Annotated in this window: 17 protein-coding genes; 9 read left to right on the plus strand and 8 right to left on the minus strand. The window is 75.0% G+C overall.

The genetic code is table 11. The features are described from left to right. Positions 1–38 precede the first annotated feature (38 nt). Both ACWCOM_RS09920 and ACWCOM_RS09925 read right to left on the minus strand, forming a co-directional pair. Positions 39–959: an EamA family transporter gene (locus ACWCOM_RS09920; protein WP_454548582.1), complete on the minus strand. Its 921-nt coding sequence runs from the start codon at positions 957–959 to the stop codon at positions 39–41. A 33-nt stretch (positions 960–992) separates the two neighbouring features. Continuing rightward, the gene (locus tag ACWCOM_RS09925; RefSeq protein WP_454548583.1) at positions 993–1,865 is read right to left on the minus strand and encodes an N-acetylglucosamine kinase; all 873 of its coding nucleotides are present in this window, start codon (positions 1,863–1,865) and stop codon (positions 993–995) included. 229 nt (positions 1,866–2,094) lie between these two features. On the opposite strand from ACWCOM_RS09925, the gene ACWCOM_RS09930 reads away from it, so the two are divergent. Continuing rightward, positions 2,095–3,252: an FAD-dependent oxidoreductase gene (locus ACWCOM_RS09930; protein ID WP_454548584.1), complete on the plus strand. Its 1,158-nt coding sequence runs from the start codon at positions 2,095–2,097 to the stop codon at positions 3,250–3,252. A gap of 212 nt (positions 3,253–3,464) precedes the next feature. Continuing rightward, positions 3,465–4,526: a DUF368 domain-containing protein gene (locus ACWCOM_RS09935; protein ID WP_454548585.1), complete on the plus strand. Its 1,062-nt coding sequence runs from the start codon at positions 3,465–3,467 to the stop codon at positions 4,524–4,526. A gap of 85 nt (positions 4,527–4,611) precedes the next feature. On the opposite strand, the gene ACWCOM_RS09940 is transcribed toward ACWCOM_RS09935, so the two are convergent. The 5 genes from ACWCOM_RS09940 to ACWCOM_RS09960 all read right to left on the minus strand — a co-directional run bounded on the left by ACWCOM_RS09940 (position 4,612) and on the right by ACWCOM_RS09960 (position 7,986). Beyond that, positions 4,612–4,800 (minus strand): CsbD family protein, encoded by a 189-nt coding sequence (locus ACWCOM_RS09940; protein WP_156269049.1) that lies wholly within the window; start codon positions 4,798–4,800, stop codon positions 4,612–4,614. A 113-nt stretch (positions 4,801–4,913) separates the two neighbouring features. Next, the gene (locus ACWCOM_RS09945; protein ID WP_454548586.1) at positions 4,914–5,417 is read right to left on the minus strand and encodes a hypothetical protein; all 504 of its coding nucleotides are present in this window, start codon (positions 5,415–5,417) and stop codon (positions 4,914–4,916) included. A gap of 87 nt (positions 5,418–5,504) precedes the next feature. Continuing rightward, positions 5,505–6,488: a hypothetical protein gene (locus ACWCOM_RS09950; protein ID WP_454548587.1), complete on the minus strand. Its 984-nt coding sequence runs from the start codon at positions 6,486–6,488 to the stop codon at positions 5,505–5,507. A 182-nt stretch (positions 6,489–6,670) separates the two neighbouring features. Next, positions 6,671–6,898 (minus strand): sulfurtransferase TusA family protein, encoded by a 228-nt coding sequence (locus ACWCOM_RS09955; RefSeq protein WP_454548588.1) that lies wholly within the window; start codon positions 6,896–6,898, stop codon positions 6,671–6,673. Between the two features lie 35 nt (positions 6,899–6,933). Next, on the minus strand, positions 6,934–7,986 hold the full coding sequence (locus tag ACWCOM_RS09960; RefSeq protein WP_454548589.1) for a YeeE/YedE family protein: 1,053 nt from the start codon (positions 7,984–7,986) through the stop codon (positions 6,934–6,936). Positions 7,987–8,248: 262 nt separating this feature from the next. Between ACWCOM_RS09960 and ACWCOM_RS09965 the strand changes: the two genes are divergently transcribed. Then, positions 8,249–9,682 carry a gamma-aminobutyraldehyde dehydrogenase gene (locus ACWCOM_RS09965; RefSeq protein ID WP_454548590.1) on the plus strand — a complete coding sequence of 478 codons (1,434 nt, stop codon included), beginning with the start codon at positions 8,249–8,251 and terminating at the stop codon, positions 9,680–9,682. A gap of 14 nt (positions 9,683–9,696) precedes the next feature. On the opposite strand, the gene ACWCOM_RS09970 is transcribed toward ACWCOM_RS09965, so the two are convergent. Next, entirely contained in the window at positions 9,697–10,362 is a 666-nt protein-coding gene (locus tag ACWCOM_RS09970; protein ID WP_454548591.1) for a TetR/AcrR family transcriptional regulator, read from the minus strand. Between the two features lie 160 nt (positions 10,363–10,522). On the opposite strand from ACWCOM_RS09970, the gene ACWCOM_RS09975 reads away from it, so the two are divergent. From ACWCOM_RS09975 to ACWCOM_RS10000, 6 genes are all read left to right on the plus strand, one after another. Then, the gene (locus ACWCOM_RS09975) at positions 10,523–11,254 is read left to right on the plus strand and encodes a mycothiol-dependent nitroreductase Rv2466c family protein (protein WP_454548592.1); all 732 of its coding nucleotides are present in this window, start codon (positions 10,523–10,525) and stop codon (positions 11,252–11,254) included. Positions 11,255–11,367: 113 nt separating this feature from the next. Then, on the plus strand, positions 11,368–12,804 hold the full coding sequence (locus ACWCOM_RS09980; protein ID WP_454548593.1) for a flavin monoamine oxidase family protein: 1,437 nt from the start codon (positions 11,368–11,370) through the stop codon (positions 12,802–12,804). Further along, entirely contained in the window at positions 12,801–13,697 is an 897-nt protein-coding gene (locus ACWCOM_RS09985; RefSeq protein WP_454548594.1) for a universal stress protein, read from the plus strand. Before ACWCOM_RS09980 ends, ACWCOM_RS09985 begins: the two co-directional genes overlap by 4 nt. Next, a complete protein-coding gene (locus ACWCOM_RS09990; RefSeq protein WP_454548595.1) occupies positions 13,694–15,220 on the plus strand; it encodes an APC family permease in 1,527 nt (508 codons plus the stop codon). The genes ACWCOM_RS09985 and ACWCOM_RS09990 overlap by 4 nt, the downstream gene beginning before the upstream one ends. 137 nt (positions 15,221–15,357) lie before the next feature. Next, positions 15,358–16,464 (plus strand): agmatine deiminase family protein, encoded by a 1,107-nt coding sequence (locus ACWCOM_RS09995; RefSeq protein ID WP_454548596.1) that lies wholly within the window; start codon positions 15,358–15,360, stop codon positions 16,462–16,464. Then, the gene (locus ACWCOM_RS10000; protein WP_454548597.1) at positions 16,461–18,242 is read left to right on the plus strand and encodes an amidase; all 1,782 of its coding nucleotides are present in this window, start codon (positions 16,461–16,463) and stop codon (positions 18,240–18,242) included. The genes ACWCOM_RS09995 and ACWCOM_RS10000 overlap by 4 nt, the downstream gene beginning before the upstream one ends. The last annotated feature ends 6 nt before the right edge of the window (positions 18,243–18,248 follow it).

Raw genomic sequence — 18,248 nt, forward strand, 5'->3', positions numbered from 1 at the left:
TCCCATCACGGGAACCCCCTGTTTGCACAGGGGGCTGATCAATCGGCGTGCGGCCGGACCCGCTCGACGGGTCCGGTCGGTGCGGGCGCCTCGGGCGTCCCGCTGCCCACCATGACCACGGCGCTGGCCGCCACGACCAGGCCCATGCCCGCCAGCTGCGGGACGGTGAGCCCCTGGCCCAGCACCAGCAGCCCGGCCAGCGCCGCGACGGCGGGCTCCAGGCTGAGGAGGATCCCGAACACCTTCGGCGGGATGGAGCGCAGCGCCAGGAGCTCGAGCGAGTAGGGCACCACCGAGGACAGCAGGGCGATCCCCACCCCGCCGGCGAGCACGGCCCCCGTCAGGGCCGGGGCGTGGGCGGTGGCCGCGCCCACGGGAGTGACCAGGACCGCCGCCACGGCCAGCGCCACGGCCAGGCCGTCCAGCTGGTCGAAGTGCCGGCCCGCGGAGCGGCTGCCCAGGATGTAGGCCGCCCAGCCCACCCCGGCCAGCGCGGCCCAGGCGATGCCCACGAGGTCGAGCTCCGCCCACGGCACCGTGAGCGCCTGGGAGATCAGCACGACCCCGGCCAGCGCCGCGAGCACGGCGAGGACGTCCCGGGCGCGGCGGGAGAGCACCGCCGAGAGCGTGAGCGGGCCCAGGAACTCCACGGTCACGGCCACGCCCAGCGGCAGCGTGGCCAGGGACTGGTAGAACGCGAAGTTCATCCCGGCCAGCGCGGCCCCGAACAGCAGCCCGGCGCGCCAGGCCGCGCGGCTGCGGCCGCGCAGCCGCGGCCGGATGACGACCAGCATGATCACGGCGCTGAGGAGCAGGCGCATCGTCACCGTGGCGGAGGCGCCGATCAGCGGGACGAGGACCGCGGCGAGGGCGCCGCCGAACTGGACGGAGACGACGGCCGCCAGCACGTAGGCGGTCGGGCGCAGCCCGGGGCGGCGGGCGGGGGCGAGGGTGCTCATCCGCCCAGGGTAGGGCCCCGCCGCCGTGCCCGCTCACGCCCGGTCCGCCAGGCGCAGCGTGCCGTGCACGGGCGCGCGGTCGAGCACCCGCACCTCTCCGAGGCCCCGCCGCACGGCGGCCTCCCGGAGGCGCTGCCGCAGCAGCGGCTGGTGCACCGCGAGCCCGCCGCCGACCACCACCGGCCCGGCCAGCTCCAGGCGCCGGGACACGGCCGCGGCGAGCTCCGCCAGGGCGTCCGCGGTGCGGTCCACCAGCAGCATGGCGTCCTCGTCCCCGGGGGCCGCGGCGAACGCAACCCGGGAGAGGTCCGCCCAGAACTTCCGCTCGGGGAGCGTGTGGAAGCGCTCGATGAGCCCGCCGGGCTCGGCGAGGCCGCAGCGGTCGAGCACCGCCCGGTCCAGGGCGTCGGGGACCCGCCCGCTGTCGTGCCGGGCGAGCGCGCGGCGCACCAGCTCCCGGCCCAGCCAGTAGCCGCTGCCCTCGTCGCCGAGCAGGTGGCCCCAGCCTCCGGCGCGGGCCTGCCGGCCGTCGGGCGCGGCCCCCCACGCGGCGGAGCCCGTGCCGGCGATGACCGCGATCCCCGTGTCGCAGCCGCCGGCGGCCAGCACGAGCCGGGTGTCGTGCACCACGACGACGCGGGCCCGGCCCGCGTGCGGGGCGATCAGCCCGCGCAGCGCCTGCGCGTCGGCCGCGGTGTCCACCCCGCCGGCGCCCGCCACCACGGTGTCCGCGTCCGCGGCCCCCAGCTCGGCGAGGACCTGCGCCAGGACGGAGGCCGCCGCGTCGCGGCTCACGTTCTGCACGTTCGCGCTGCCGCCGAACGCCTCCCGCGCCACCGTGCCGCCCTCGGCGCGCAGTCCGTGGGTCTTGCTGCCGCCGATGTCCAGGCCGATGAGGATGCTCATGGACCCATCCTGCCGCTCCCCGGGCGGCGCGTCCGCGGCGGGGCCCGGTGCGTCGTCCCCGGCCGCGTCCCGGGCGCGCACACCCCCGTGCGGTTGCCCGCGCGGTGCGCCGGGGGCCAGACTGTCCGGGGCGTCCCCGCGCTCCCGGCGCGGAGCGGCCCGCCGTCCCGCACCGCGGAACGCCGGTGCGCCACGTCCGATCGTCCGGCACAGCGGAAGGGCCCGACCCATGACCTCGGCACGGTACGTGGTGGTCGGGGCCGGCCTGATGGGCGCCGCCACCGCCTGGCAGCTGGCCGAGCGCGGCGAGGAGGTCGTGGTCGTGGAGCGTGACGTCCCGGCCGGCCCGCACGGCTCCTCGCACGGGTCCGCCCGGATCTTCCGCTACGCCTACGCCGACCCCTTCTACGCCGAGCTCGTCGTCCGCTCCGAGCCGTGGTGGGCCCGGCTGGAGCGCGGGTCCGGGCGCCGGCTGATCGACCGGGTCGGCGGCGTGGACCACGGCCGGGGGCGGGAGCCCGAACGCCTGGCCCGTGTCCTCGAGGCGGCCGGTGTGGCGCACGAGCTGCTCGGCCCCGCCCGGGCCCGCTCTCGATGGCCGCAGCTGACCGTCGAGACCCCCGTCCTGTACCAGCCGGGGGCCGGGGTGCTGGACGCCGGGGCGGCCGTCGAGGCCATGCTGGAGCTCGCGGTGGCCGGCGGGGCGGTGCTGCGCACCGCCTGGCCGGTCCGCGGGATCGCCCGGTCCGGCGCCGGGTTCACGGTCTCCGGGCCCGGCGGGGAGACGCTCGACGCCGGGCACGTGGTGGTCGCCGCGGGCGGCCACCTGCCCGACCTGCTGGGGGAGCTGCCCCTGCCGCCGGGGTTCCTGGCGGGTCTGCCGCGGCTGAGCGTGTGGCAGGAGAGCGCCTTCCACTTCCCGTACCGCGATCCGGGGCAGCGCTGGCCCACCACGATCCGCGAGGACGGGGGGCGGCCGGTCTACTCCCTGCCCGGCGGGCGGGACGCCGGGTTCCGCGGCCAGAAGGTGGCCGAGTACCACGGGGGCCGGGTGCTGCGCTCGGCGGCCGCGCAGGACGGGGTGATCCATCCCGCGCACCGCGCCCGCGTGGTGGCCCACGTGCGGGACCACCTGCCGGGGCTGGTTCCCGAGCCGTACGCCGAGACCACGTGCCTGTTCACCAGCACCCCGGACGAGGAGTTCGTGCTCGACTCCGCCGGCGGGATCACCGTGGTCTCGCCCTGTTCGGGGCACGGGGGGAAGTTCGCGCCGCTGCTCGGCGCGATGGCCGCCGACCTCGCGGCCGGGACCACGGAGGCCACCGGGGCCGCCGGGGTCCCCGCCCGGTTCCGCCCGGGCGCGGCCGCCCTCCGGCGCCGCGGCTGACCGCCGCCGGTCGCACCGCCGCCGGTCGCACCGCCGCCGGTCGCACCGCCGCCGCGCGCACCGGCGGCGGTCGTGGCCGGACCGCCCGCGACCGGGGGTGGGGGGCGCGCCGGCCGCTGCTGCGGGGCCCGGCCACGGACGGGATCCAGCTGACACCCGGGGGACCCCGGTAGCCTGGCCGGCGCCCGTGCCGTCCCTCCCCAGGAGCCCCCGTGCCTGCTTCCCCCGTCCCCGACCACTCCTCGACGCCCCCCGGCGCCCCGACCACCGCGCCGACCACCGCGCCGACCGGTGCCGCCCCCGGCGGGGCGGCGGGAACCGGCGGATCCGTCCGCCGCAGCCTGCCGGGCCACGTGGTGCGCGGCGCGCTGATGGGGGTGGTCGAGACCGTCCCGGGCGTGAGCGGCGGCACCGTGGCCCTCGTGACGGGCGTCTACGACGAGCTCATCAACTCCGCCGGTCACGTGGTCTCGGCGGGCCGGCGCCTCCTGCTGGGCCCGGACCGGGCCGCCGGGGCGAGGTACCACCTCGCCCGGGTGCAGTGGGGGGTCGTGCTGCCGGTGGTCGCCGGCATGGTCGCGGCCCTGCTCACCGTGGCCGGACCGGTGAGCCGCCTCGTCGAGGAGCACCCGGTCACCCTGCGCGCGCTGTTCCTCGGCATGGTCCTGGCCTCCGCGGGCGTGCCGCTGCGCCTGGCCGGCGGTGCGCTGCGCGTCCAGGACGCCGCACTGGTGACGGCCGCGGCGGTCCTGGCGTTCGGGGTGGTGTCCGTGCCGCCCACCACCGTGACCCCCACGCCCGTGCTCGTCGTCCTGGCCGCGATGGTGGCCGTGTCCGCGCTGCTGCTGCCCGGCCTCTCGGGGTCCTTCCTGCTGCTGAGCATGGGGCTCTACCAGCCCACGCTGCGGGCCGTGGACGAGCTCGACCTCGGCTACCTGACCCTGTTCCTCCTCGGCGCCGCGCTGGGGACGGTCGTGATCGTCAAGGGCCTGCAGTGGCTGCTGGACCGCCACCACCGGGTGACCATGCTGGTGGTGGCCGGCCTGATGCTCGGTGCCCTCCGGAGCCTGTGGCCGTGGCAGCTCGACGACCGCACCCTGCTCGCCCCGGCGGGGGACTGGTGGCTGCAGCTGCTCGCCGCCGCCGCGGGGTGCGTCGTCGTCCTCGTCCTGCTGGCCGTCGACGCCCGCACCCGGGCGCGCACCGGGCACGGCGCCCCGGAGGAGCTCGCCGGGGTGGCATCCGGCGCCGAGGACGCGCACCGCACGCGGTAGCCGGCCCGCCCGGGCACGGCGGAGGGCCCCGGAGTCGCGCACGACTCCGGGGCCCTCCTGGTGGTCCGACGGCTGGACCGTGGTGCTAGATGCCGTCCTTGAAGTTCTTGCCCGCGTCCTTGACGTGCTCGCCGGCCTGCTTGGCGCTGCCGGACAGCTTGTCCGCCTGGCCCTCGGCCTGAAGGTCGCGGTTGTCGGTGGCGTCGCCGACCTTTTCCTTGGCAGCACCGCCCGCCTTCTCCGCGGCGTTGCTGATCTTGTCTCCGAGTCCCATGGAATCTCCTTCCGATCGGTGAACAGATGTCCCCAGCCTAGGCCCCTCAGCATGCTGAGGGAAGCGGCGCCGGGGGTGCCGGGCGGATGTTCCCGCACGGCGAACGGGCCGGGTCAGCGCTCGGGCACGTCGAGGCCGGCCGCGGTGAGGCGCTCGCGCAGCCAGTCGGGGATCCTCCGGTCCATCCGGCGGTAGCGGTCCAGGTGCCGCCGCCAGTCCTCGGCCGCGACCGGGTGCGGGGCGTGCGCCGGGAGCGGGGGCTCCTCGGCGTAGTTGAGCACCAGCTCCACCCCGGGGCGGTCCCAGCGCCGTCCGGAGACCGTGACGAGCAAGGTAGCCGAGAGCCAGGTGCCGTCGACCAGGTCGGCGTAGTCGTCCTGGAGGGCGCGGACCAGCCGCCGCGGGGCGCTGCGCCGGCCGGCGACGTCCACGGGGTGGTGGGACGTGGCGGCGCCGCGGACCTCCCGCACCTGCAGACGCAGGTCGCGGCCCACGCTGAGGACGTCCAGCACCAGGGCGTCCCACCCCGGGTCCGCGCCGTGGGAGCGCGTGAGCCAGCGGGCCAGCCGGTCGATGGTCTTCCGCTGCCGGGGGCTCTGGAGTCTGTCGGTCCGCACGGCCACACGCTAGCAACCGCGCGCCCCGCCCGGGCGACGGGTCGCGCCGTCCGGCGCGCTTCCCGCGGTCGGGTCCGGGGCCCGGGGTCACTGGTAGGAGACGAACCAGGGCCGCGGCTCGAGGGCGAACGTCTGCTCCGGGGTGAAGGTGGGGGTGTCCTCGTCGTAGAAGTTCTTCCACGCCATCCGGATCCCCGGGGGCAGGTCCCGCTTCAGTCGCTCCCACGTCCCCGTCTTCAGCTCCGGCGTGCCGTGGCCGTCGGCGTGCAGCACGAGCGCGAGCTCCGGGTGCGAGGCGTCCACCAGGTGCCGGTCCGTGATCATCGACTCCGCGAACTGGTGCAGCAGCACCACCTTCTGCGGCAGGTCGTGGCGGGCGGTGAGGCCGGCCAGCCACGCCGTCGTCGCGTTGATCTCGGCCGCGTCCACCGAGCCGATCTGCACCAGGTGCACCTGCCCGGGGGCGAGCCGCCACTCCGGGTCCAGGGCCAGTCCCACGTTGGGCAGGCGCAGCAGCTCCTCGTACTGCTGCGCCTGGCTCAGGAAGTCCTGGTGGCCGGGCTGCAGGTCGAGCACCACGTAGACGCCGTGCTCCGCGGCGGCCTCCACGTAGGGGCGCAGGTCCTCCACGGCCGACTCCCGGGAGTAGTCCCCGTCCTCGCCGGGCTCCGCCGACGCCGTGGTCGCGATGATCTCGAACGCCGGGACCACCGGCTCCTCGCTGAAGGGCTCGTACTGCGCGGCCAGCTCCTTGACCCGGCGCACCGACTCCCGGGGGCCCTGCTCGCCGAGCGCCCCCAGGGCGGGGGTGCCGGGCTGCCCGTAGAGCGCCACCATCCGGCGCCCGGGGAACACCTCGGTGCCCCCGCCGATCAGCTCGGCGGGCTCCTCCGGCGTGGGGGTGGGAGTAGGGGTGGGGGAGGGCGTCGGGGAAGCGGCGGACGACGACGCGCTCCCGCCCGCCGCGGGCGTGGCGGCCGCCCCCGGGCCGGTGTCCCGGGCGCAGCCCGCCAGAAGCAGCCCGGCGCACAGGACGGGGACGAGGATGCGGGGCAGCGGCGCGCGGGTCATGGCGGGTCCTTCGGCCGGGAGCGGGTCTGCGGCCAGCCTACGCACCCGCGGCACGGGCCGGCGGGCAGGTGCCGCCACGGTCGGCGCCGGGTCGCACCCCGGACGACGACGGACCCCCGCGACCGATCAGCTCGGTCGCGGGGGTCTGTCGGGCGGGGCCGGTGGCGTGCGGCGCCCGGGGATCAGGCCTTCTGCACGGTGATCGACCACTCGGCCGCGCCGCGCTTGGAGAACTGCGTGACGGGGTAGCCGTTCTCGGCCGCCCAGCGCGGGATGGCCTCGGTGCCCTGCGTGCAGTCGAAGTTGATGATGAGCTCGTCGCCGGCGGGCATCTCGGCCATCGCGGCCTTCGCCTCGACGACGGGGAACGGGCAGACGAGACCGTCGGTCTCGAGGATGTGCTGTGCCATGAGGAGTGCCTCCTGGGGGTCGGGGTGGGTGGGGCTCAGACGCCGGCCGGGACGCGGCCCGGGGTGGCGGACTTCTTGCGGGGGGCGATGAAGATCTTGGCGGCCACCCCGGTGCCGAGGATCATGGCGCCCAGGCCGATCCAGCCCTGCCACGAGAACATCGAGGTCTCGACGAGCCCGTTGCCGATGGTGCAGCCGCCGGCCCACGCCGCGCCGATGCCCATCAGGGCGCCGCCGGCGATGGACCGGACGATGGTCTGCGCGTCGGGGACGCGGATCTTGAACTCGCCGGATCCCTTGGCCGCGATGAACGACCCGACGAGGATGCCGACCACCAGGAGCACGCCCCAGTCGACCATCTCGAGGTCTCCGGTGGTGAGGTAGTTGGCGATGTTCGCCGAGGGACCCGTGACGCCGAGGCCGAACTCCCGGCCGGTGGCCCAGCTGGCGGGCCAGGCGGCGATCGCGATGAGGCCGACCACCACGGCGGTGGCGAACGGGTTCCAGGCCTTCTCGAACAGCAGGTGGTTCAGGCCCGTCCGCTCCGGCGGCAGCGTCGCGACCTTCATCCGGGGCTTGGTGAGGTGGTGGCGCGCCCACAGGGCCGCGCCCGTGACCAGCAGGGCCACGAGGATCCACGGGGAGACGTGCAGGGTCTCGTGGATGGTGCCGTGCTCGGTGGTGATCCCCCGCAGCGCCTGCGTGGTCCCGGCGAGCGGGCCGTACTTGGAGATCGCCGCGAACAGGGCGTAGAAGAGCAGGGCGAACCAGGAGCCGACGAGGCCCTCGCCCGCCCGGTAGTACGTGCCGGTGGCGCAGCCGCCGGCGAGGACGATGCCGAAGCCGAAGATCAGGCCGCCGAGGATCGTGGCGAGCCACGCGAAGCCGGTGGAGGCGAGGGTGATCACGCCGAGGGCGTCCAGCAGCCACACTCCGGCCGACTGGACCGCGATGGCCACGAAGAGGGCGGACAGCCACCACGTGTTCTTCGCGATCCAGACGTCGCGGAACGCGCCGGTGACGCAGAAACGGCCGCGCTGGAGGACGAACCCGAGGGCGGCGCCGATGAGAAGACCTGAGATAAGCACCCGGAAATCATATTATTTCCGCCGCAAGCATTCCAGGCTGCCGTCACGCGCCGTAGCATAGTGATGCACCCCTCAGCACATTGTGACGTCCTGTGGCGATCCGGCCGGTCATGGGCGGGCGGGGGGTCCTGCGATCGGCGGCTTCCCGCCCGCCGCGGCGGCGCTAGAGTTGTGCTGCCGGTCACGCCGGAGCCTACTAAAATGAAAGCCGATCATTTAGAGTGGGCGGCACCGTGTTCCCGCCCGCAGAGGAGACCCCACCATGAGCGACGTCCTGCAGAACTACGTCGACGGCGCCTTCGTCGACGCCCACGGCACCGGCCGGATCGACGTGGTCGACCCGGCCACCGGGGAGACGGTGGCCGTCTCCCCGGTCTCCGACGCCACGGACGTGGACCAGGCCTTCGCCGCCGCCAAGAAGGCCTTCCGGACCTGGAAGCGCACCACCCCGAGCGAGCGCCAGCTCATGCTGCTCCGGCTCGCGGACGCGCTCGAGGCGCACAGCTCCGAGCTCGTCGACGCCCAGCACCGCAACACCGGCCAGCCCCGCCAGATGATCGCGGACGAGGAGGTCGGCGCCGGCGCCGACAACCTGCGCTTCTTCGCCGGCGCGGCCCGCCTCCTGGAGGGCAAGGCCGCGGCGGAGTACATGGGCGAGCACACCTCCTACGTGCGGCGCGAGCCGGTCGGGGTCGTCGCCCAGGTCACCCCCTGGAACTACCCGCTGCTCATGGCGATCTGGAAGCTCGGCCCAGCACTGGCCGCGGGCAACACCGTGGTCCTCAAGCCCTCGGACACCACGCCCGAGTCCACCCTCGTGCTGGCACGGCTCATCGACGGCATCTTCCCCGCCGGCGTGGTGAACGTCGTCCTGGGGGACGGCTCCACGGGGGCGCTGATGACCGCGCACCGCACGCCCTCCATGGTCTCCATCACCGGCTCCGTGCGCGCCGGCCGCGCCGTGGCCCTGGCCGCGGCGCAGAACCTCACCCGCGGCCACCTCGAGCTGGGCGGCAAGGCGCCCGCCGTCGTGTTCGCGGACGCCGACCTGCCGGCCGCCGCCAAGGCCCTCGTCGAGTTCGGCACGTTCAACGCCGGCCAGGACTGCACCGCGGTGACCCGCATCCTGGTCCAGGACAGCGCCCATGACGAGTTCGTGCGGCTGCTGGCCGACGCCGCCCGGGAGATCGTGACCGGGGACCCGGACGAGTCCCGGAACTCCTACGGCCCGCTCAACAACGTCCGGCACTTCGAGGACGTCTGCCGCAAGCTCGCCGACCTCCCCGAGCACGCGACCGTGGTCACCGGCGGGAAGCCGGTGGAGGGGGCCCCCGGCTACTTCTTCGAGCCCACCGTGGTGACCGGGGTGCACCAGGACGACGCCCTGGTGCAGGAGGAGACCTTCGGGCCGGTGCTCACCGTGCAGCCCTTCGGCACGGAGGAGGAGGCGCTCGAGCTCGCCAACGACGTGGACTACGCCCTCGCCTCGAGCGTGTGGACCACCGACCACGGCACGGCCATGCGGGTCTCCCGCGACCTCGAGTTCGGCTGCGTGTGGGTCAACACCCACGTCATGCTGATCTCCGAGATGCCGCACGGCGGGTTCAAGAACTCCGGCTACGGCAAGGACCTCTCCCTCTACTCGGTCGAGGAGTACACCCAGGTCAAGCACGTCATGCACGCCCTGGACGCCTGAGCCGGCCGGGCGGGTCAGTCCCGCCCGGCCGCCAGGCGCAGGCGCAGGCCGTCCAGCATGGCCCGCAGCGCCACGTCGAACGCCTCCTCGGCCGCCGCCGCCGCGTCCCCGGGACGCGCCCGCACGGCGTCCGCGAACACCGGGGCCAAATCCGAGCGCTCCCCGGGGTCGAAGATGTCGGCCGGCGCGGTGGCGTCGTAGGCGGCGCCGAAGACCAGGGACTCGACCGAGACGATCACGTCGACGATGTCGCCGCGCGCCCAGCCCGCGTCCGCGAGCCCCCGGGCCACGGTCTCGTACATCTCCAGGGTGTGCGGGGAGTCGGCCACGGGCAGCACGGCCATGATCGGGATCATGGCCGTGTGCTGTGCGTAGCAGTCCCGGTAGGACCGCGCCCAGCGCTCGAGGGCGCGGTCCCACGGGAGGGGGCCGAAGCCGGACCGGTCGATCCCCTGGTTGATCCGGTCCTGGACCCGGATCAGCACGTCCCGCTTCGAGGACGTGTGGTTGTACAGCGCCGAGGTGGAGACCTTCAGCTCGCGGGCGAGCTCCGTCATGGTGAGGTGCCGGTAGCCCCGGGAGGCCACGATCTTCATGGCGGCGCTGGTGATCCGCTCCTCGGAGAGCACCGGCTGGCTCGGGCGCCCGCGACGGCGAGGAGAGGGTCGGGCGGGAGCCATGGGCGGGGTCCTCCTGGACGTCGTGCTGCGGGTCCCGGTGCCGCCGGGCGCGGCCGCCGGGTACGGGTGGTCAGATCGAGTCTAGGTCCGCGACCGGGCGGCCGTGCCCGCGGCCGCCGCAGCCTTGACCGCCGCCGGGGGCGCTCCTAGCGTGTGGACGGTGACGGACGCCGACCTGCACTTCTACTTCGACCCCACCTGCCCGTTCGCGTGGCTGGCCAGCAAGTGGGTCCGCACGGTCGCGGACCGGCGGGACCACCGGGTGGACTGGCGGTTCATCTCCCTGCGCCTGCTCAACGAGCACGTGGACTACGACGCGTGGTTCCCGCCCGAGTACGAGGCCGGCCACACGGCCGGCCTGCACCTGCTGCGGGTGGCCGCCCGCACCCGCGCCGAGCACGGGCGCGAGGCCGTGGGGCGGCTGTACGCGAGCCTCGGGGCGCACACCTTCGACGCCGACCCGGCGCCCGACCCCGGGGCGCCCGCGACGGACCGCCGCGCCACGCCGGCGTTCCTCGAACCCGTCCTGGAGGTCGCTGGGCTCCCGCGCGGACTCGCGGGCGCCCTCGGGGACGAGTCCCTGGACGCGGTGGTCCGCGCGGAGACCGAGGAGGCCCTGGCCCTGACGGGCCGTGACGTGGGCACGCCGATCATCCACTTCGGCCCCCCGGAGGGCGTGGCCTTCTTCGGCCCCGTCATCAGCCGGCTCCCGGGGGAGGACGAGGCCCTCGAGCTGTGGGACCACGTGGTCGCGCTCGCCCGCTTCCCCGGGTTCGCGGAGCTCAAGCGCAGCCTGCGGGAGCAGCCGCAGCTGCGGGGGCTCGGCGCCGTGCCGGAGCGCCCCGGGGCCGAGGAGGACTGGCACGCCGGCAGTCGCCGGACCAAGAAGTAGCGTCCCCGCCGCAGGGCGGACCCGCCGTGTGAATTTTGTGTTGCGGCCCTTGACGGGTCCCGGTGCGCTCCCGCTTAATGAATTTAGTTCATTTTAGCGTGAAGGAGAACACAGTGACCGATCAACGCACCCTGGGCAGCGAGACCGCGATCGAGCGCGACGTCGTCGTCGTCGGAGCCGGCCCCGCCGGGCTGATGGCCGCCCGCGCGCTCGTGGCCGCCGGGCGCACCGTGGCCGTCCTGGAGGCCCGCGACCGCGTGGGCGGGCGCACCTGGTCGCGGACCGTCGAGGGCGCCTTCCTCGAGCTCGGCGGGCAGTGGATCTCCCCGGACCAGACCGAGCTGCTCGCCCTCGTCGACGAGCTCGGCCTGGGCACCTACCAGCGCTACCGCGAGGGCGAGTCCGTCTACCTCGCCCCCGACGGCGCCCGCCACACCTACACCGGGTCGATGTTCCCCGCCGGGGAGTCCACGATCGCGGAGATGGACCGGCTCGTCGGGATCCTCGACGGGCTGGTCGAGCAGATCGGCGTGGCGCAGCCGTGGGCGCACCCGCTGGCCCGGGAGCTGGACACCGTCTCCTTCCACGCCTGGCTGCGGCAGCAGTCCTCCGACGAGGCCGCGTGCGACAACGTCGGCATCTTCGTGGCCGGCGGGATGCTCACCAAGCCGGCGCACGCGTTCTCCGCGCTGCAGGCCGTGCTGATGGCCGCCTCCGCCGGGTCCTTCTCCCACCTCGTGGACGAGGACTTCATCCTCGACCGCCGGGTGGTCGGCGGCATGCAGTCCGTCTCCGAGACCATGGCCGCCGAGCTGGGGGAGGACGTCGTGTTCCTCAACACCCCCGTGCGCACCGTCCGCTGGGCCGGCGAGGGGCAGACCTACGCCGAGCACGTCCCCGGCACCCCCGTGACCGTCTGGTCCGACCGGCTCACCGTGGTCGCCCGCGACGTGGTCGTGGCCGTCCCGCCGAACCTCTACTCGCGGATCTCCTTCGAGCCGCCCCTGCCGCGGCTGCAGCACCAGATGCACCAGCACCAGTCCCTCGGCCTGGTGATCAAGGTGCACGCCGTGTACGAGACGCCGTTCTGGCGGGCCAAGGGCCTGTCCGGCACCGGCTTCGGCGCCCACGAGCTCTGCCAGGAGGTCTACGACAACACCAACCACGAGGACCCGCGCGGCACCCTGGTGGGCTTCGTCTCCGACGAGAAGGCCGACGCGGTCTTCGCCCTGCCCGCCGAGGAGCGCCGCCGGCTGATCCTCGAGTCCCTCGCCCGCTACCTCGGCGAGGAGGCGCTGGAGCCGGTGGTCTACTACGAGTCCGACTTCGGCTCCGAGGAGTGGACCCGCGGCGCCTACGCCGCCAGCTACGACCTGGGCGGGCTGCACCGCTACGGCGCGCACCAGGCCACCCCGGTCGGCCCCATCCGGTGGGCCTGCTCCGACCTCGCCGCCGAGGGCTACCAGCACGTCGACGGCGCCCTGCGCCAGGGCCGGGCCGCGGCGGACGGGATCCTCCGCGCCGGCTCGCTGACGGGAGCGGGGCGATGAGCACCGCCGGGGTGCCGCGCTACGTCGTCGGCTGCAGCGGCGACCGCCGCAGCCGGGACGCCGTGCGGCTGGGCGCCGCGCTGGCCCGCGACGTGGGCGCCGAGCTGGAGATCGTCCTCGTGCTGCGCTCGGACGGCCCGTACCAGCAGGTCTACCCGCCGGTGGGGGACATCTCCGCGGTGCTCCGCGGGCAGGCCCGCCGGTGGCTGCGGGAGGCCGCCGCGCTGGTGCCCGAGGGAGTCACGGTCCGCACCCACCTGCGGGAGGCCCGGTCCGTGCCGGCCGGACTGGTCGAGGCCGCCGCCGAGCTCGGTGCCGCGATGATCGTGGTCGGCGCCGGCACGGGCGGCGGGCGCCTGACCCTGGGCTCCGTGGTGAACTCGCTGCTGCACAGCTCACCGGTCCCCGTGGCCCTCGCCCCGCGCCGGTATCCCGGGGACGAGCGGCTCACCCGGCTCTACGCCGCCGTGGGCACCCGCCCCGGGGCGCACCAGGTGATCCGGGAGGCGGTCGGGGCCGTCGAGCGCTCCGGCCTGGAGCTGGAGCTGATCTCCTTCCTCGAGGGGGAGGCCGCGGACCCGGACGCCACCGAGCAGGCCCGCCGCCGCGTCCAGGAGCACCTGGAGACCGCGGCGGCCGAGGCCCGCCGGACCCGGCCCGTGACCGTGCGGGTTGCCTCCGGGCGGACGCTCAAGAAGGCCGCCCAGGAGGTCGACTGGGCCCCGGGCGGGATCCTGCTCATCGGCTCGTCCCGCCTGGCCCAGGGGCGGCAGACCTTCCTGGGCACCACCGCAGCCCGGCTGCTCAAGCACGTCCCGGTGCCGATGGTCGTCGTGCCCCGGCCCCACCCGGAGGATGCTCCGGGCCGAACCGAGAAGGAGGCCGCGTCATGAGCACCGGCACCGCACCGCTTGCCCACGAGCGCAGGACCGGCCACGAGAAGGGGCTCAGCAAGGGCTCCGTGGGGCTCCTCGGCTCCGTGGTCATCGGCGTGTCCACCATCGCGCCCGCCTACACCCTCTCCGGTGCCCTCGGGCCCACCGCCGCGGCGGTGGGGACCCACCTCCCGGCGATCCTGCTGGTCGGCTTCGTGCCCATGCTCCTCGTGGCCGTCGGCTACCGGCAGCTCAACCGGGCCATGCCCGACTCCGGCACCACCTTCACCTGGGTGTCGAAGGCCTTCGGCCCCTGGGTGGGGTGGATGGGCAGCTGGGGGCTGCTCGCCGCGACCATCCTCGTGCTGTCCAACCTGGCCGGCATCGCCGTGGACTTCTTCTACCTGGCCCTCGCCCAGATCACCGGCAACGACGCCGTCGCGGAGCTCACCCGCAACGTGCCCGTCAACGTGGCCACCTGTCTGGCGTTCGTGGCGGTCGCGGCCTGGATCTCCTACCGGGGCATGGAGGCCACCAAGGTGGTGCAGTACGTCCTGGTCGTCTTCCAGCTGCTCGTCCTGCTGTGGTTCGCCGCCGCGGCCTTCGGCCACGTGGCCGGCGGCACCGCCTTCGACGGCCTCTCCGTGCGCGCCGAGTGGTTCAACCCGTTCGGCGTGGAGACCTTCTCCGCCTTCGCCGCGGGGGTGTCCCTGTCCGTGTTCATCTACTGGGGCTGGGACGTGGTGCTCACCCTCAACGAGGAGAGCCGGGACTCCACCACCGGGCCCGGGCGCTCGGCCATCGCGACCATCCTCGTCATCGTCGCCCTCTACATGGCCGTCTCGCTCGCCGTGCTGTCCTACTCGGGAGTGGGCGCCGCCGAGTTCGGCCTGGGCAACGAGGACATCCAGGAGAACGTGTTCGCGGCGCTCGCCGGCCCGGTCATGGGGCCGTTCGCGATCCTGATGTCCCTCGCGGTGCTGTCCTCCTCGGCGGCGTCGCTGCAGTCCACGATGATCTCCCCGGCGCGCACCATGCTCGCCATGGGCCACTACGGCGCCCTGCCGGCGAAGTACGCCCGGATCACCTCCCGCTTCCAGTCCCCGGGCTACGCCACGATCGCGGCGGCCGTCATCGCCTCGGTGTTCTACGCCGTGATGCGCGTGGTCTCGGAGAACGTCCTGTGGGACACCATCACCACCCTGGGGATGATGGTCTGCTTCTACTACGGCGTCACCGCCCTGGCCTGCGTGTGGTACTTCCGCCGGGACGCCTTCCGCACCGCGAAGGCCTTGCTGACGAAGTTCTTGGCCCCGCTGCTCGGCGGGATCCTCCTGCTGGTCTTCTTCGTCCAGACGTCCTACGACTCCATGGACCCGGAGTACGGCTCGGGGTCCTCGATCGGCGGGGTCGGCCTGGTGTTCGTCCTCGGGGTGGGGATGCTCCTGCTCGGCGTCGTGGTCATGCTCGTCCAGTACCGGCGCAACCCCTCCTTCTTCCGGGAGCGCTTCGAGACCACCGAGCTGCCGGTCCTCGACTGAGCGGATCCGCGGCGGCCCCGGGCGCGCGCCCGGGGCCGCCGACCGTCCGTCCACCGCGCGCCACGACTCCGCCCCGATCGCTCCCAGCCCGACCCATCCCGGCCCGACCGGCCGACGACCCGAGAAAGACCGAGACCATGCACCCCGTCACCCGCCCCACCGCCGACCAGGCCGCGCCGGAGGCGGCGTCGGCCACCGTGATGCCCGCCGAGTGGGCCCCCCACACGCGGACCTGGATGGCCTTCCCGCCCCCCAACGACACCTTCGGCCCCGCCGGCAGCGACACCCTCGCCCGCGCCCGGCGCGCCTGGGCCGCCGTGGCCCGCACCATCGCCGCCCACGAGCCCGTCACGGTGGTGGCGGCACCCGCCGACGCGGACGCCGCCCGGGCCGCGCTGGGGGAGGACGTCGACGTCGTGACGGCTCCGCTCGACGACGCGTGGCTGCGCGACTCCGGGCCGACCTTTGCCCACGACCCGGCCGGGGACGTGGTCGCCGTGGACTGGGTGTTCAACGGCTGGGGCGCCCAGGAGTGGGCCGCCTGGGAGCACGACCAGCACCTGGGCCGCTTCGTGGCGGAGCGGGCCGGGGCCGCGGTGCGGGCCAGCACCCTGGTCAACGAGGGCGGCGGGTTCCACGTCGACGGCGAGGGCACCGTCCTGCTCACCGAGACCGTGCAGCTGGATCCGGGCCGCAACCCCGGGGCCACGAAGGAGCAGGTCGAGGCCGAGGTCCACGCCCGGCTGGGCACCACGACGGCGATCTGGCTGCCGCGCGGGCTCACCCGCGACTACGACGAGTTCGGCACCCGCGGCCACGTGGACATCGTCGCCGCCTTCGCCGGGCCCGGGACCGTCCTGGTGCACCGCCAGGACGACCCGGCGCACCCCGACTTCGAGGTGTCCCGGCAGATCCGTGCGGTGCTCGAGGCCGCCGTCGACGCCCGCGGGCGCCGGCTGCGCGTGGTCGACGTCCCCGCGCCCACCGTGCTCGACGCCGGCGACGGGTTCGTGGACTGGTCCTACATCAACCACTACGTCGCCAACGGCGCGGTCGTGCTGTGCGCCTTCGGCGACCCGCACGACGCCGTCGCCGCCCGGGTCCTCGCCGAGGCCTATCCGGGCCGGACGGTCGAGCTGGTCGACGCCCGCGACATCTTCGCGTTCGGCGGCGGCATCCACTGCATCACCCAGCAGCAGCCGGCGCCCCGCGGCGCCGCCACGGACGGGAGGGGCACCCGATGAGCGCCTCCGGCGTCCCGCGGAACACGCCGGGCGACACGGCCACCGGCAGGTCCGGCCGCGGCATCGAGGTCGTGGAGGCGAGCATCGCCCAGCTGCGCGCGGCCCTGGAGTCCGGGCGCACCACCAGCGAGGAGCTGGTCCGCGCCTACCTCGCCCGCGTCGCGGCCTACGACCGCGGCGGGCCGATGCTCAACGCCGTCGTCGTCGACAACCCCGCCGCGCTGGAGGAGGCGCGCGCCTCCGACGCCCGCCGGGCCCGCGGGGAGGTGCTCGGCCCCCTGGACGGGATCCCGTACACCGCGAAGGACAGCTACCAGGTCGAAGGCCTCACCGTCGCGGCCGGCTCGCCCGCGTTCGAGCACCTCGTGGCCCGGCGCGACGCCTTCACGATCGCGCGGCTGCGCGCGGCCGGGGCGGTGCTGCTCGGGCTGACCAACATGCCCCCGATGGCCAACGGCGGCATGCAGCGCGGCGTCTACGGCCGGGCCGAGAGCCCCTACAACGGGGACTACCTCACCGCGGCCTTCGGCTCCGGCTCCTCCAACGGCTCCGGGACCGCCACCGCGGCCGCCTTCGCCGCGTTCGGCCTGGCCGAGGAGACGTGGTCCTCCGGCCGCGCCCCGGCCTCCAACAACGCCCTGTGCGCCTACACCCCCTCCCGCGGGGTCATCTCGGTGCGCGGCAACTGGCCGCTGGTGCCCACCATGGACGTCGTGGTGCCGCACACCCGCACGATGGCCGACCTGCTCGAGGTCCTCGACGTGGTGGTCGCCGACGACCCCGAGACCCGGGGCGACTTCTGGCGCGTCCAGCCCTGGGTCGAGGTCCCGGCCGCGTCGGCGGTGCGGCCGGCCTCCTACCCGGCGCTCGCGGTGTCCGACGCCGCCGCGGCCGCCGGCGTCCTGGCGGGGCGGCGGCTGGGCGTGCCGCGGATGTACGTCAACGCCGACCCGGACGCCGGTACCGCCGAGCACCCCGGGATCGGCGGGCCGACCGGACGGCGGATCGAGACCCGGCCCTCCGTGATGGCGCTGTGGGAGGCCGCCCGCCGGGACCTCGAGGCCGCCGGTGCCACCGTGGTCGAGGTCGACTTCCCGGTGGTGAGCAACTACGAGGGCGACCGGCCGGGAGCGCCCACCGTCGCCACCCGCGGACTGGTGAGCGCGGCGTACCTGCAGCGGGAGATCCTCGACCTCTCGGCCTGGGCGTGGCACGACTTCCTCGACGCCAACGGGGATCCCGCCCTGCACCGGCTGGCCGACGTGGACGGGTCCCGGATCTTCCCGCACCCGCCCGGCGCCCTGCCCGACCGCTACGACGGGTTCGACGACGACATCGCCGACTACCCGGGGTTCGTGCGGGCGCACGGGGTGCCCGTGCTGACGCGGATCCCGCACCTGGCGGAGGGCCTGCGCGGGCTCGAGGAGACCCGCCGGATCGACCTGGAGCAGTGGATGGACGAGCTGGGCCTGGACGCCGTGGTCTTCCCCGCCGTCGCGGACGTCGGGCCCGCCGGCGCCGACGTGGACCCGGCCGCCGCGGACCTGGCCTGGCGCAACGGGGTGTGGGTGGCCAACGGCAACCTCGTGCCCCGGCACCTGGGCATCCCGACCGTCACCGTGCCGATGGGCACGATGGCCGACACCGGCATGCCCGTGGGGCTCACCCTCGCCGGCCGCGCGTGGGACGACACCGCCCTGCTGCGCCTGGCCGCGGCGTTCGAGGCCACCGGCGCCCGCCGCACCGTCCCCCCGCGCACCCCGCCCCTGGGCGGCTGAACCCAC

The organism is Kocuria sp. KH4 (assembly GCF_053711175.1).

What these genes read in the sequence shown, in the direction of transcription:
- ACWCOM_RS09920 (WP_454548582.1), bottom strand. Translation starts at nt 959, where the DNA reads ATGAGCACCCTCGCCCCCGCCCGCCGCCCCGGGCTGCGCCCGACCGCC.
- ACWCOM_RS09925 (WP_454548583.1), bottom strand. Translation starts at nt 1,865, where the DNA reads ATGAGCATCCTCATCGGCCTGGACATCGGCGGCAGCAAGACCCACGGA.
- ACWCOM_RS09930 (WP_454548584.1), top strand. Translation starts at nt 2,095, where the DNA reads ATGACCTCGGCACGGTACGTGGTGGTCGGGGCCGGCCTGATGGGCGCC.
- ACWCOM_RS09940 (WP_156269049.1), bottom strand. Translation starts at nt 4,800, where the DNA reads ATGGGACTCGGAGACAAGATCAGCAACGCCGCGGAGAAGGCGGGCGGT.
- ACWCOM_RS09950 (WP_454548587.1), bottom strand. Translation starts at nt 6,488, where the DNA reads ATGACCCGCGCGCCGCTGCCCCGCATCCTCGTCCCCGTCCTGTGCGCC.
- ACWCOM_RS09955 (WP_454548588.1), bottom strand. Translation starts at nt 6,898, where the DNA reads ATGGCACAGCACATCCTCGAGACCGACGGTCTCGTCTGCCCGTTCCCC.
- ACWCOM_RS09965 (WP_454548590.1), top strand. Translation starts at nt 8,249, where the DNA reads ATGAGCGACGTCCTGCAGAACTACGTCGACGGCGCCTTCGTCGACGCC.
- ACWCOM_RS09970 (WP_454548591.1), bottom strand. Translation starts at nt 10,362, where the DNA reads ATGGCTCCCGCCCGACCCTCTCCTCGCCGTCGCGGGCGCCCGAGCCAG.
- ACWCOM_RS09985 (WP_454548594.1), top strand. Translation starts at nt 12,801, where the DNA reads ATGAGCACCGCCGGGGTGCCGCGCTACGTCGTCGGCTGCAGCGGCGAC.
- ACWCOM_RS09990 (WP_454548595.1), top strand. Translation starts at nt 13,694, where the DNA reads ATGAGCACCGGCACCGCACCGCTTGCCCACGAGCGCAGGACCGGCCAC.
- ACWCOM_RS09995 (WP_454548596.1), top strand. Translation starts at nt 15,358, where the DNA reads ATGCACCCCGTCACCCGCCCCACCGCCGACCAGGCCGCGCCGGAGGCG.
- ACWCOM_RS10000 (WP_454548597.1), top strand. Translation starts at nt 16,461, where the DNA reads ATGAGCGCCTCCGGCGTCCCGCGGAACACGCCGGGCGACACGGCCACC.